This window comes from Chryseobacterium cupriresistens (assembly GCF_046614675.1).
Lineage (GTDB): Bacteria > Bacteroidota > Bacteroidia > Flavobacteriales > Weeksellaceae > Chryseobacterium > Chryseobacterium cupriresistens.
The window spans coordinates 373,810-387,220 of sequence record NZ_JBKKJT010000001.1; the positions used below are offsets into that span (position 1 = coordinate 373,810).

Below are 13,411 nucleotides of genomic sequence, written 5' to 3' on the forward strand. Positions count from 1 at the left end.
AAAATCAAGCCTTAACTGATCAAAAACTAAAAAAATACCCTTATTAATCAAAAACAGCATCATTTATATAATGTTTTACCCCAGTAATGGAATAGTAAAATATTTATACTGAGGTAACTAACGGTGCAATCTAATCACTCTCAATCTCACAACTCTGATTGTCTGTTTATATAAAATGGTTATTAGTTAATGCAAATATATACATTTAGACACTAAAAAGTGTCTAAAATGAAAAAAAATTCATAAACTTGTACGATTGAAAAGTGTACCATGGAAAGAAAGTCAGCAGCAGGGAATATCCGGAACAAGGAACGCAGTAAAAAAAAATTTTTGGATGCAGTTGGAAAAATACTGAGAACAAAAGGATATACTGCCTTGAAAGTGAATAGTATTGCTGCTGCAGCCGGGGTCGATAAGAAAATGATCTATTCTTATTTTGGAGGAATAGATGGTCTGATAGATGAGTATATAGAGTCACAGGATTACTGGAGTAAAATAATGATTGAGGAAATAAAACCTCAGGTGGACGATAGAGGAAAATCCTTTATGGAAAACACATTTTTCTCTCAATTTGATTATATTCACAGCAACAAAGAGGCACAAAAACTACTTCTTTGGCGGTTATCAGAATCCCGTAGATCTTTAAAAAAGTTCACCGAAACTCAGGGAAAAAACGGAGAATATATTTTTAAGCTTTTAATCGATTTCCATTTTAAAAATAATGCTGAAAATGTTCGCGCCATCATGGCAATCATGACGTCAGGATTATACTACCTGAATATGTATGCCGAAATCAATGGGAGTATTTTTTGCGGAATAGATGTAAGCACGACCAAAGGACGGGATGAAATAAAAAAAGCTGTTTCTTTCCTGCTGCATCATACCTGCAAAAACCTGTAGAACTTTTTGGAATTTGAACTTATAAAAAAACAAACCATTAGAAATCTAATGGTCTGTATGTAAGTTGTGTTTCTACCTTAGTTGTTTCGTATCCGAAATTCTCATAAAGTGAGGGAACTAAAATAATACAATCTGAATTGTCTTATTTTTCAACCTAAAAAGTGTTTTAAAATATGTAGATGGTTTTAGTTTGTACAAATATATAAAATAAGACACTGCTAAGTGTGTAAAATTGTAATATTTTTCGTCATTTTATTTAATTTATTGGAAATCAGTATATTATTTTTTAGTATTGATGTGAAAAATTCTCTTTATCGATGCTTTTGATTAAGCTAAGTCTATGAAATAGTTTAAAATAGCATCTTTAATAACAAAGAAGGGTTGATCAAGGATATCTGTAGAAAATATTTATTTAATATCAAGCCATTATTTGCTATGTAAAAAACAGCATCACTGTAAAAAATGATGCTGCTGTTGTTTTTACCTCAGTCATTCTTGTTCGAAATATTTTAAACTGAGGGAACTAACGATACAATCTGAATAGTTTTTAATTCTCAATTTCAATAGTGTTTTGTATATTGAATGGTTATAGTTTCTACAAATATATACAAATAGATTATTTTAGACACTAACTAGTGTCTAAAATAAAAAAAAATTTCTTAAACTTGTATCTTGTATATTGAATGTTTAGTCATGGAAAGAAAGTCAGCATCAGGTAGTATTAGGAATAAGGAACGCAGCAAAAAAAAGTTTTTGGATGCCGTTGGAAAAATACTGAAAACGAAGGGACATGCAGGGTTGAAGATTAATGATATCGCTGCGACTGCCGGGGTCGATAAGAAAATGATCTATACCTATTTTGGCGGAATGGATGGCCTCATGGACGAATATGTTCGTACACAGGATTTCTGGGTAAAAGTAACCAGCGAGGAAGTGGAAAAGATGAAACCGAATCTTGAAGATGGAGGCAGAGAATTTATCGAGCATATGCTGCTTTCCCAGTTTGATTACGTATACGCCAATAAAGAAGCTCAAAAATTATTGTTGTGGACTATTTCTGAACCCCGGAAATCATTAAAAAAACTGATTGACACTCAGGAGGAAAACGGAGAATATATCTTCAAATTATTGATGGAATCACATTTCAAAGATAAAATGGATACCTACCGTTCTATCATGGCCATTATGGTGTCAGGATTGTATTATCTCAATATGTTTTCGTCTCTGAACGGAAGTATTTTCTGTGGGATAGATACCAATACTCCTGAAGGACGGGAAAAAATCAAAAAGGCGATATCTTTCATGGTACAACAAACCCACGATAATCTTTAATCTGTTATAAAGAACATAAAAAAGGGACAATAGTTTGCCCCTTTTTTATATGATACTTATGGTATAGCCTATCCTTTATGATAAGGACAGCCAGAAGTTGTACCGGTATTTACTCCGGTATTATAAAACTGCTCTTCAATTACCTTTCTCTGATCCTCAGGAATATCCTGTATCTTTCGCAGGGTATTTACCTGGATATGAGGCCAGCTTGTGGTACCTCCGTCATTCCCGAAATCAAATTCAAAAAATACAATCTGCTCATACTGCAGCTGAAGAATCTCTTTTCCATCTTCAATTACTGTTTCGATCCACATGTCCATATCTACCTCAACAGTTGGAACGAAACGATTGACAAACGGAACATTCAATACGCCTCCCTGTGCTCCTGTTTTCATTTTTGAAGACATTCTCACATGAACATGATTGCTGACTTTCTGGCCTCTTAACGTATCCCTGAGCCTCAGGTCAGGCCGTACAGAGTAAGGATATAAATTGTCTGCAAGAATTCTCTGGGTATAGATCTTATTGGAGCCGGGATCATTATCATCATTAAGTTTTTCATGAACCCACGCCGGTGCTGGCTGGTCAAGATCAATGATTTCTTCCGGTGTTACTCCGGCATTTCCCATGGTACGTGAAATGGAAAGATGATTGGTTTCCCATGCCTCTTTACCGTAAGGGAACTTAGGTGAACCTTCAATTAAATAGTACGTTTTCTTATCTTTATTCTGAGGAATAATATCTCCAAGCAAAGTAATGGTGCTTCCATGTGGAATAACACCGCTTCGGGAGATAGAGTAGTCCGGGATAAAATAAGGCCCATCAAGCCCTGCTCCCGGCTTTATTTCCTGTGCCGGAATGATTTCATAATAAGGCTGTCCCGATTGCAGCTGGCTTTGAAGAATGTATTGAGGGTTGGGTTCTTCGTCCGGTGTAATCCTTAGCAAAGGCTCGTCTCTGTATTCTCCGGTATATCCGTACTTTGCATCTTCTGTTAAAATGGCATGAATACCGCGGTCTCTTTCAATAGATTCTTTTGTTGCCGCATGGTTATAGACATCACTCAGCCATAGGTACATTCCGTTTTCTTCGTGGATAGGGGTATATTTCAGCGCATCCTGTCCCGGTATTGTATTAACACTTTTAATGCTTTGCTCGTACTTAACTGCTCCGCAGAAAAGCTCACTCGCTCCGCCACGGTTACGTACTCCGCCGGGAACGATGGAAAATGTTAATTTCTCAATATATTCTTCACTGGTAAATGCGAACTTTCCGGGTATCGTCCCCGGATTGGTTCCGGGAGAAGGCATGATGGTTGTATGTACTCCGCTTGCTAACGAAGGGTTGGTAACATCTTTATTATAATTGACATTATAGCTTACCCATGTGCCATCCAGGGCAGCCAGAACTCCATAATCCACATTATTCTCAATAGCCTGCAGGTTATCTTCCCTGAATGGTCTTACCGGATCATCAATAAGAAGTTTAGAATATCCGTCCATTAATTCAGCCAGATTAACTTCACTTTGTCCCGGCATTCTGCGGAACAGCTGTTCTCCTCCTGTTTCCGGGCTCTCTTTTTTTCTTTTAAGCATGATATATCGTTTTTATGGTTATAGGTCGATGTATTCGAATGTTGGCCCCGCATTGGTCTGAGCGTCCAACGGTTGTTTCATCAGATTCACTGCCTGTTCTTTCAGAGCATACATATACATAATGGATTTTTCCAGTTCTCTCTGATTTCCTTCCACAGCGCTTTGTATGGCATCTAACAAACGTTTGTAGGTTTTATTGAACTCCACACCCTGAGCATGTAATTCTTTGTTTTTGACGTAATCTTCCAGCTTAGGGTTAGGTTTCATAGGATAGGCCTCGTTCCAGTCTACCGGAAGATCTTTTCCTGTAGGCGGTATGGTTACAGGCATCATTCCATTTTCATCCATGAAAGGCTCATAGTTTCCTCCCAGATAAAAATGCTCATGGAAAACTTCTTTAAACCTGAAATAATGAGCCAGTTCAACCCCTTCTTCAAACTGGGACGGATCTACATCGAAAATAGAATCATCTGCACCTTCACCTTGCCCTTTGATTTCCTGGAAAACAGCAATTACTCCTGTCAAGGCTTCTACAGAATGAAGTTTCCCGCCGCTTCCGTAATATTGCTCAGGGCGGATCTGTTTTGCCGGATTTCCTGTGAAAATTCCTCCGGTATTTAATTCCTCAAAGTTTGTCGGAAGTGTCCCATGTGCTTTATAGTAAACAATGATTTGGAAAACAACGATATAAAAGAATAATACGTCATAATATTCACCAATGGTGTGTACATTTTCCATGATAAAACCTTTCATATTTTCAAGGGTCCAGAGGTGTTTTTCCTGTACGGCAGCTCTTTGAGAGTATAGTTCAGAAATCTCCGCTTCATCATCATATTTCGGAGCTTTTACCACAGATGCACTCGGACTTTCAATGGCAATAAACGTGGCAATACTGTTGCTTGAGAATGTTTCCAGACCTACATAGAAATCAACGTTCATCGGTAATTTCATGGGATAAACAGGGTAGTTCTCCTTTTTGTTGACAGAAGGCTGAATATCGATGGCATTCAATACATTACAAACCATAATCAGGTGAAGCATTTCTTCTACAGCAACACTTCTGATAATTTGTGAAGCCAGAGCATTGGTCCCGTCTTTGATCGAGTACAAAGCCGTAAGATAGGGTGGAATTGTAGAATGTTCAATAAGAATGGCAGTTTGCAGAAGGTCCTGCAAAACCGGTTTGTAATCAACTTCTGTTACCTCTTTTTTCATTTCTGAAACTCCTGAACCGAACTGAGATTCCAGATAGGTATTAAAGTCACTTATCTGATCATTCAGTAAAAGATTAGTAACTGTTTTGCTGTGATGCTTTAATCCCTCTATCCAGTCTTCTTTGCTTAATGTTGAATCAAATAATAAAGAAGGTAATGAAATAGCTTCTGTAACCGCGGCACTTCTGGAAGCCATTCTGCCTGCTGTTAAAAAAGTTTCCTGTGGTTGAACTGTTTTATTGATAAGTCTTTGTCTCATGTTGTTATTTTTTAAGTTGAATTTCAAGGTCAGCAAGGATGGATTCTACCGAACGGATTGTGAATGCTGATAATGTTAAAGTAGGATTTGATGTTCCCAGTGTGGTCATATTTCCCGCGCCTACGACGTATAAATTCGGATGATCCCAGGTTTTGCAGTAGCTGTCGGTTACGGATTCTTCAGCTTTAGAACCCATTCTGTGAGTTCCCACGATGTGCCCTGCACCATTGTAAGAATATCTTTTCTTATTGTATATCACAGAGTTTTTGTCTTTCTCAGTATATTTTGTGAAATCCGTGATGTTTAATCTTTTAAACATTTGATCCGAAGCATCTTTTGCCTGTTCCATAGCTTTCATTTCGTACTCTGTCAGTTCATAATGAATAACAGGGCGTGGAATTCCGAGAACATCCAGATACTCATCATTAATGGTTACTCTGTTATTGGGATTCGGGAGCTGTTCAATTTCAAAATGAAATAATACCTGCTTTGAAAGTCTGTCGGTGAGCTTTTCTCTTAATTCTGCCCCAAACTTTTTATCATTGATAAATTCTGCCACATCAGAACCCGGAGAAAATGCCGGCCAGCCCCATCCCCAATTGTCAAGCGGAGAAATCCATGCTGAAAAGTTCTTTCTGAACTCTCCGTCACGGAAAGAAGAAATATTTGTCGTAGAACCCGGACCTCTGTACGGATATACCGGTTCAGGGAAAAGTCCCCAGGTAAGCATTACCATATGATCCATCAGGTTTCTTCCCACCTGATCACTGCTGTTGGCTGCTGTTTTTACGCCTTCCGGGGTTGTATATTTGGAATTCAATAAAATTTTAGGGTTTTCAAAAGCATTGGCTGCAAGAATGACAATGGCATCAGACGTATCAATAGATTCTTCAACAAAATCAGTCTTTTCTTTTGAGAAATATCTTCTCAGATGGACTTTTGAAATTTTATGACTATCATTTTGATCAATGCTTAGCCTGTAAACAACACTCTGCGCCTGAATCTGCATGAATAGATTACGGCTCAGGTTATCATTATCATTCATTTTATATAAAGCCTTTTTCAATGTTTTTAACGCATTGTATTTTGCCTGAACAGGACAGATCGGAACACACGAAGCATTCCCTTCACAGCGTTCTCCCATATAAGGATTCCAAACAGAACCAAGAGCTTTGTATTCTTCTTTTTCAGAACTGTCTAAAACCAGTTTATAGCCGGAATCCTTTGGTTCTGCTTTAATGATCTTCGTTTTTCCGTATTTTGGATTTGGAATGGAATTCCTTCCCTGTGGAGAAGGCACCATCATTAAAGGAATCTCTCCTGAACTCAGCTTTACACTTGTCCCTTTAAGTCCCTCAATAATCTTATGATCCATGTAACTCTGAGGAATTTCTTCCATCGGAAATACATAGTTTCCATAATATTCTTCCGTCTTCTCTGTAATTGGATATTCCTGTCTTGAAACATCCCCGGAAACCCCGATTTCAAACTCAGCCATCTCATAATAAGGCCTTAATTCTTCATAACTTATCGGCCAGTCGACAGCAGTTTTCTCATCAGAATCCGGCTTTGGAATCTTGATGCCGTATTTTTCGGTAAGTTTAAAATCGTTGGGAAGCATTCTTGGTGTAGTTCCCAGCCAGTGAAGGGTAGTTCCGCCGCCTACCCGTATCGCATCACTTGCGAATGGCATCGGCCCGAACTGAACGAGATACCCTTTTTTATCCGGATATGGCTGGACAATATGTTCCATATCCAGAACGTTGGGAGAAGGAGCCTGCTTTAAGTTCGGATAAGGAGAGTTGGGAACTTTGGCTTCCTCTCTGTAAAAAGTACGGATATATTCATTATAAGTGGTCATTGAGGATACGGAATCCAGCTCAATACCTGCTTCCAGACCTGCTTCATACATAAGGATTGATATTTCCCTGATGTTATCGGATTTTCCGGCATCTGCACGATGGACCATTTTTCCTTTGGTTGCGTCAAATACGTGGTCGGATAATAGCTTTGCGATTAATGACCCAGCGATCCCTGTTCCTACAATGATCACATCTTTTTTGTTATGGGTTGGATTCATGATTGGGTGTTTACAGGTTTAATATTCCAAGATTTGTAGCCCGGTTGTTTGGCTCCCGGCGGGTGTGAATGCATCAGATTCCAGACAAGGCCTTCCTTGTAAGAAAGATCATTGATGTATGCTCCTTCCCAGGTTCCCAGATACCACATGGTGATTACTTTTCCTGAAATGTCATTCATTCCCGGATGGGCAATAATTTCAGATTGAATAGCCTTTTTTAATTCCTCTTCACCCGAAGAACTTTCAAGGATATTTTTAGAAACCGTAAGGAATTCTACGAAAGTGGCTGCTTCCAGGCATTTTAAAACATAAGTGTAATAGGTTTCTGCAAGCCCTGTTGACTGCAGTTCGTTTACCGTAAACCCGGTAAGCGCTTCCGAGATAGACATGAACACGTCGAAATAATAATCGTCGACGTTGAGAATTTTGTTAATAATATTCATTTCGTAAAAAATTTGGATTCAATATCTTCAACTCCTTTTAACAGGAGGCTATCAAGCTGATTGATCTACAGCTGCCGGATATTTCAGATAACACCTCTTTTTCAGAAATGATTGACTGTATTTCAAGCGATCCATAGTATCAGTTTTTGTTTATTCGAAATTAATCACATCCCGGCAGATAAGATTCAGTATTTCTACGTAATTTGAATTAACAGTGTTTTAATTTTTTGTAACAAATCCTTTATTTGAAGTGTTTATAAGAGATTTTATTTTCACATAGTTTAGAATTATTTTAAATAATGTGGTATCTGTTATCAAAATATATCGGATAAAACAGTGACGATTGCCGGTAATAGATAAAAAAAATGCCTGAATTGAATATTCAGGCAGGATTTTAATTAAGGTTGAAGGTAAGAATTATAATACCATTATCAGATATTTCTAGTTGGCCAGTTGTTTTACAGCAATGGCGTCGATCTCAAACAACATTCCGGGTAAAGCCAGCTGGCTTACAGGAATAAGTGTACTCGTAGGCAGGAACGAAGATTTCCAGACATTCCTGGCTTCCTCAGCCCATATTTCAAGTTTTTCCTGGTTGTGGTCAACAATAAGCAAGGTGATTTTAACTATATTTTCAAATGTCATGGAATGGCTCTGTAAAACAATATGTAAATTTTTCAAAGCATCCTGAACCTGAGTTTTAAAGTCATCTGCCAGCACATGATTTTCCCCCACGCCGCCACTCTGTCCGGATATAAAACACATCGTTGATGGAGATTCCACAGCAATACTGTGAGAGAAGCCATAAGGGCCGGGATCAAATAACTCAGCAGGATTGATCAGTTTAGGCTGTTTATTTTTTTCCATAATCTTTTATTTAATAAAGTAAAAATGAGCGAAAAAAATTGAAAAAGACTTTACATATGTTGAGGAAAATATTTTTAATTCTTTACATACTTTCATCAATAATAAAATTCTGATGCAAAAAAAAATACTGTTCAAAGGAACAGCATTTTTAGTTTTTACTCTACAACAATACTTTCAATCCCTTTTTGCAGGGCTGTATCCTGGATCACCGGAACAGAAAGTCCCTCTGCACGGACAACAGAAATATCTGTCATCCCCATAAAGCCTAGTGTTTGTTTTAAGTAAGGAACTACAAAATCATAAGATTGTCTTTCTCCTTCAGAATACACACCGCCACTTGAAAAAGCAAGATATACTTTCTTATTTTTCACCAGACCTTCAGGGCCGTTTTCGCTATAGCTGAATGTTTTTCCTGCTCTGGCAATATGATCAAGCCATGATTTTAATGTAGAAGTGATACTGAAGTTGTAAAGGGGAGCTTCAATAATGATAATGTCAGCCTCATGTAATTCATCAATTACCGTGTCTGAAAGTTTTACGATTTCCTGCTGTTCAGAAGTGCGGTTTTCAGCTTGAGTAAAAAATGCATTGATATGAGCTTCTTCCAGATGGGGAAAAAGCGGATTGGTCAAATCACGCTTTTTAAAAACACTGTCAGGATACTTTGCGGCAATTTTTTCTACAACAGCATTACCCAGTTTCTTACTGATTGATGATTCGCTTCTCGGGCTTGAAATGATATGAAGTACATGTTTCATTTTTTTATTTTTTTAAAATTGATGTTTCAAAATTATCTATATTTACTAATAAAAAGATAGTAGTTACCAAAAGGTTAGTAATAACATTTAGGTTAGTAATCAGTAAAAATAAAAGAATGGAAGAAGAAAAAATAGTGTATTCAAGGCCGCAATGCAGTACTCATCTGGCTGCTACTGAGGATGCGTTATATGTTTTGGGTGGGCGGTGGACCATCCGGGTAATGATTGCCATTTTAGGTGGACATACCCGCTTCAATGAGTTACAGCGGACCATCAATGGAATTTCGGCAAGAGTCTTATCCAGCGAATTGAAAAAACTGGAGGTAAATCACCTGGTGGAAAGAACTGTGATTACGGATCAGAAGCCGGTGCTGGTAGAATATGTTCCCACAGAATATAGTGAATCCCTGAAAGATGTGATTGCTGCTTTGGCAGATTGGGGTTCCAAACACAAAAAGAAAATTACAGCTTAATAGATATAAGAAGAGTAGTGTAGAAAAAGAGTATTACTGTTTCTGTGGTATTTAATAAGTTGCAACATTGCTTATTCTTTAAGTATTTTTACTCAAATTAATAATGGTAAGATGATCATAGATGAAGAATTATTATTTTCCCTCGGAGCCAGTCTGGAAAAGTATGAAGCAGGTGAAACTATTTTTCAGGAAGGATCTGCTGTAAAATTCTATTTTCAGATCAAATATGGTACCGTGAAACTGAATAATTTATTGGAAGACGGAAAAGAATTTGTTCATGGGCTTCCTTTTGATGGCCATTGTATTGGTGAAAGCTATTTATTTACCAATCACCATTATGCTGTGAATGCTATTGCGGTCACCAGCTGTGAAATTATCAGGCTTTCCAAAACCAGGTTCCTTGAATTCCTGGTGGGAAATCCTTTATTAATGCTTGAAATAAATAAATATACCGCAGACAGACTTCATTTCAGATATATGATTTCAAGCTTTCTGGCAATTTCAGATCCTATTGTAAAGCTCACGAAGCTTTTTGATCACCTTAAAAGATATTTCGGTTATGAAGAACCCTATTCATTTCTGATTCCTTACACCAGACAGCAAATAGCAACCTTAACCGGCCTTCGGGTAGAGACGGTGATCCGCTATGTTAAGAAAATGGAAGAGCTGGCAATGGTTAAAATTGAAAATGCTAAAATTTATTATTAACTTTCAGTTTTCTTGTTATTTTAAAATTAAAACAGGCTGAGAGGTGTTCTGATAAATTCCTTCGGAAATACTTCTGCTTGCCAGGTAGTACAAAAAGCTGTGTTTACCGGGAAGAGCAATAATAAGATCCGCGTTATCAGATGCTGCAAAGTCCAAAATACCTTTAATAATATTTTCATCATGAGAATAATGAATACTGCTCGGAATTTCCGTTAAATGCTCACGAATGTAATCCTCCAGTTCTCTTTTTTGCGTTTCGTCCTCTTTTTCACTGGTGTTGATATTAAGAAATGAAAGACGGACATCTTGCTTATGAATAACAGATTTGTGGTGAAACAGTCTTTCTAACCTTTTAATACCTCTTATATCACAAGGAATAAATATATTCTTAATAGGTGAATAATGGTAGCTGTTGGGAATAATTAATGTTTTCACAGGACTTGTTCTGGCAATGCTTATAATATTCTCAGAAACAAAACTATCGGTAGAAGAAGTCTGGTCATCACTTCCCAGAATAATCAGTTCCACAGACGGCTGGTTTTTTAAAAGCTCATTAATACTTCTGGTGAGTGCCCAGTCGCTCAATACCCTGGAAACTTTTACTTCAGGCGACTTTTCAGCGATGATGTCCGTTAACTGATCGAATAGCAATTCTGTCCTTTGCAGCAGGTTGTTGATACTTTCTTCATTGACAAATGAATGTCCTTCTGCGATATGCAGGTAGTCAAATTCAGATTCTCCCGCTGTTTTTAACAGGATAATATTTTGATATTCGTAAGTTTTTGCCCAGTCTGCGGCAACTCTTACTGCATTTTCCGTAGTTGATGTAAAATCAACAGGTACAAGAATTGTTCTCATATTGTATCATGTTTTAGTGCTTATTCTTCCAGGTTAGCTGTCATTTTTTTTACCAAAAGCAGCGCTTTGCTGATCTCTTCTTCTTCTATATCACCAGCTGCCTTTCTATAAAGATCCAGGGCCCATGGATAAACGGTTTCTACAATCTGTTTACCTTTCGGAGTTAAAAAGATCTGTTTGTTTCTCCTGTCTTTTTTATCAGCTATCCGTTCAACAAGATCCTTTTTTACAAGGCTGTTGATGAGATAGGTGATACTTGATTTGTCTTTGCTTACTTTATTTCCAATTTCCTGCTGATTGATGCCGTTATGTCTTGAAAGCAAACCAAGAATTTCAATCAGTTCAAAAGAAAGATCCGGATCATAAATAGTAACGATAGTCTGGATCTTCTGGCGGAGACGGCTTTTCATTTCACTCATTGCCAGGCCAAGCTCCAGAGCAAGTTCTGATAGATTATTCTGTTTTACAGGCATACTTTTATATTAATGATGAAACAGGATAAGAAGCATTTTTTCGATGGATTTTATAGCATGACTTATCATAACAAATATACAAAAAATTAGTTTTAATTAAAACTAATTTTGATGAAGTAACAGACAGCGAAAAATTATCTTGAAAGCATAAAAACAAAAGCAGAGACTAATTCTCTGCTTTTTCTTTTTTAACGGCTTGGTACATAATAAGAATGATCCCCAAAAGGAAACATGCAATGATCAGATAGCGCCAGGAAAGGCCTTTTTGATCCGTTACAGTTCCGCTTACAGAGATGATGAAACTTGTTACAGAAGTGATTACATACACCAGTCCACCCATCAGTCCGCCGGCAGTACCTGCGTTTTTCGGAAAGTAAAGCATACTTGTCGTAAAAAAGGAGGTGAATAAAATTCCGGAACAGATATGAATGAAAAAGGCAAAAGGAATCATAATGAACAGGCTTTCTGCAAAATAACTGGTGGTGATCAGGCCTGCGATAAGGATCAGCTGAAGTAAGATGGGCTGTAAAATTCTGGGCTTAAAATCCAGAGTCAGTCTGCGTTTGCCTATAAAACCTCCGATCATCCAGGAAAATCCTAAGATCAGTGTACAATATCCAATCACTACCGGAGTAAAATGAAAAGTATTTTCAATAATAAATGGCCCGGTAATATTAAATAACATTACGATAGAGTAGCTCAAACCTAAAATGAAAATCCCCAACATGAAAATCCTGTTTTTAAGCATCATCTTATAAAGGCTGATGTTCTCTGAAAGATCCAGTTTCTTTTTCTGCGGAAGGCTCTCCCCGCTAAAAAACCACTCAAAAAGGAACAGAAATCCGGCATATGCTGCCAGAAAATAGAAATTAGCATGCCAGTTGAAGATTTTCTCAAGATATCCTCCAAGGAAAGGCGCCAGAATAGGACCGCAGGACCATACAATAGTAAAGTAGCTCAGGTAATGTTTTACCTTTTCCGCATCATAAATATCTACAAAAATAGCACGCGTAGCCACAACAAGTACTGAAACTGCAGCTCCCTGAAGAATACGAAGCAGACAGATCAGTAGAATACTGTTGGTCATCGTAATTAAAATACTGGTCAGTATCAACAGGAATAAGGCTATCAATTTGGGACGATAACGGCCGATACTGTCCAGAATTCCTCCTACAAATAATTGGGAAATCCCGTAGCTCAACAGATATGATGTCAGGGTAATCTGAATATCTTTTTCCGAAACCATCATTTCTTTGGCCATAGAAGGGAACGATGGTAAATAAATATCCGTGACAAACCCGGAAAGCGGGATAGACACGAAAGCCATAATGGTAATTAATCTGATTCGTTGTTCAGATGCTTCTCTCAACATATTCATTCATTTTTTACATTGCAAAAATAAGTCAAGAAATACAAAACCGGATTTTAAAAGACAAAGTAAAAATTACAAA

General features: G+C 37.5%; 13 protein-coding genes. 4 read left to right on the forward strand and 9 right to left on the reverse strand.

What is annotated here, in order from left to right:
* The first annotated feature begins 270 nt into the window (after positions 1-270).
* Complete coding sequence (locus tag ACLI50_RS01740) at positions 271-900, forward strand: TetR/AcrR family transcriptional regulator (protein ID WP_411413025.1); 630 nt, start codon at positions 271-273, stop codon at positions 898-900.
* Positions 901-1,593: 693 nt separating this feature from the next.
* Positions 1,594-2,232, forward strand: a complete 639-nt coding sequence (locus tag ACLI50_RS01745) for a TetR/AcrR family transcriptional regulator (RefSeq protein ID WP_110011162.1) — start codon at positions 1,594-1,596, stop codon at positions 2,230-2,232.
* Between the two features lie 68 nt (positions 2,233-2,300).
* Here the strand turns inward: ACLI50_RS01745 and ACLI50_RS01750 are convergent, their stop codons facing one another.
* The 6 genes from ACLI50_RS01750 to ACLI50_RS01775 form a co-directional block, all read right to left on the reverse strand.
* On the reverse strand, positions 2,301-3,827 hold the full coding sequence (locus tag ACLI50_RS01750) for a peroxidase, FMP-type (RefSeq protein ID WP_411413026.1): 1,527 nt from the start codon (positions 3,825-3,827) through the stop codon (positions 2,301-2,303).
* 18 nt (positions 3,828-3,845) lie between these two features.
* Entirely contained in the window at positions 3,846-5,300 is a 1,455-nt protein-coding gene (locus ACLI50_RS01755; RefSeq protein WP_411413027.1) for a ferritin-like domain-containing protein, read from the reverse strand.
* A gap of 4 nt (positions 5,301-5,304) precedes the next feature.
* The gene (locus ACLI50_RS01760) at positions 5,305-7,380 is read right to left on the reverse strand and encodes a GMC oxidoreductase (RefSeq protein WP_411413028.1); all 2,076 of its coding nucleotides are present in this window, start codon (positions 7,378-7,380) and stop codon (positions 5,305-5,307) included.
* Entirely contained in the window at positions 7,377-7,823 is a 447-nt protein-coding gene (locus ACLI50_RS01765) for a hypothetical protein (RefSeq protein ID WP_202838742.1), read from the reverse strand. The genes ACLI50_RS01760 and ACLI50_RS01765 overlap by 4 nt, the downstream gene beginning before the upstream one ends.
* Before the next feature lie 441 nt (positions 7,824-8,264).
* Positions 8,265-8,690 (reverse strand): RidA family protein, encoded by a 426-nt coding sequence (locus ACLI50_RS01770; RefSeq protein WP_411413029.1) that lies wholly within the window; start codon positions 8,688-8,690, stop codon positions 8,265-8,267.
* Between the two features lie 155 nt (positions 8,691-8,845).
* Positions 8,846-9,448 (reverse strand): FMN-dependent NADH-azoreductase, encoded by a 603-nt coding sequence (locus ACLI50_RS01775; RefSeq protein ID WP_411413030.1) that lies wholly within the window; start codon positions 9,446-9,448, stop codon positions 8,846-8,848.
* A 116-nt stretch (positions 9,449-9,564) separates the two neighbouring features.
* On the opposite strand from ACLI50_RS01775, the gene ACLI50_RS01780 reads away from it, so the two are divergent.
* The gene (locus ACLI50_RS01780) at positions 9,565-9,921 is read left to right on the forward strand and encodes a winged helix-turn-helix transcriptional regulator (protein ID WP_202838745.1); all 357 of its coding nucleotides are present in this window, start codon (positions 9,565-9,567) and stop codon (positions 9,919-9,921) included.
* Positions 9,922-10,032: 111 nt separating this feature from the next.
* Positions 10,033-10,629 carry a Crp/Fnr family transcriptional regulator gene (locus ACLI50_RS01785; RefSeq protein ID WP_202838746.1) on the forward strand — a complete coding sequence of 199 codons (597 nt, stop codon included), beginning with the start codon at positions 10,033-10,035 and terminating at the stop codon, positions 10,627-10,629.
* Between the two features lie 15 nt (positions 10,630-10,644).
* Here ACLI50_RS01785 and ACLI50_RS01790 read toward each other — a convergent pair whose 3' ends face one another.
* The 3 genes from ACLI50_RS01790 to ACLI50_RS01800 form a co-directional block, all read right to left on the reverse strand.
* Entirely contained in the window at positions 10,645-11,487 is an 843-nt protein-coding gene (locus ACLI50_RS01790; protein WP_411413031.1) for a universal stress protein, read from the reverse strand.
* A 20-nt stretch (positions 11,488-11,507) separates the two neighbouring features.
* Entirely contained in the window at positions 11,508-11,960 is a 453-nt protein-coding gene (locus tag ACLI50_RS01795) for a MarR family winged helix-turn-helix transcriptional regulator (RefSeq protein ID WP_411413032.1), read from the reverse strand.
* Positions 11,961-12,126: 166 nt separating this feature from the next.
* Positions 12,127-13,332 (reverse strand): MFS transporter, encoded by a 1,206-nt coding sequence (locus ACLI50_RS01800; protein WP_343641373.1) that lies wholly within the window; start codon positions 13,330-13,332, stop codon positions 12,127-12,129.
* Positions 13,333-13,411: the final 79 nt, after the last annotated feature.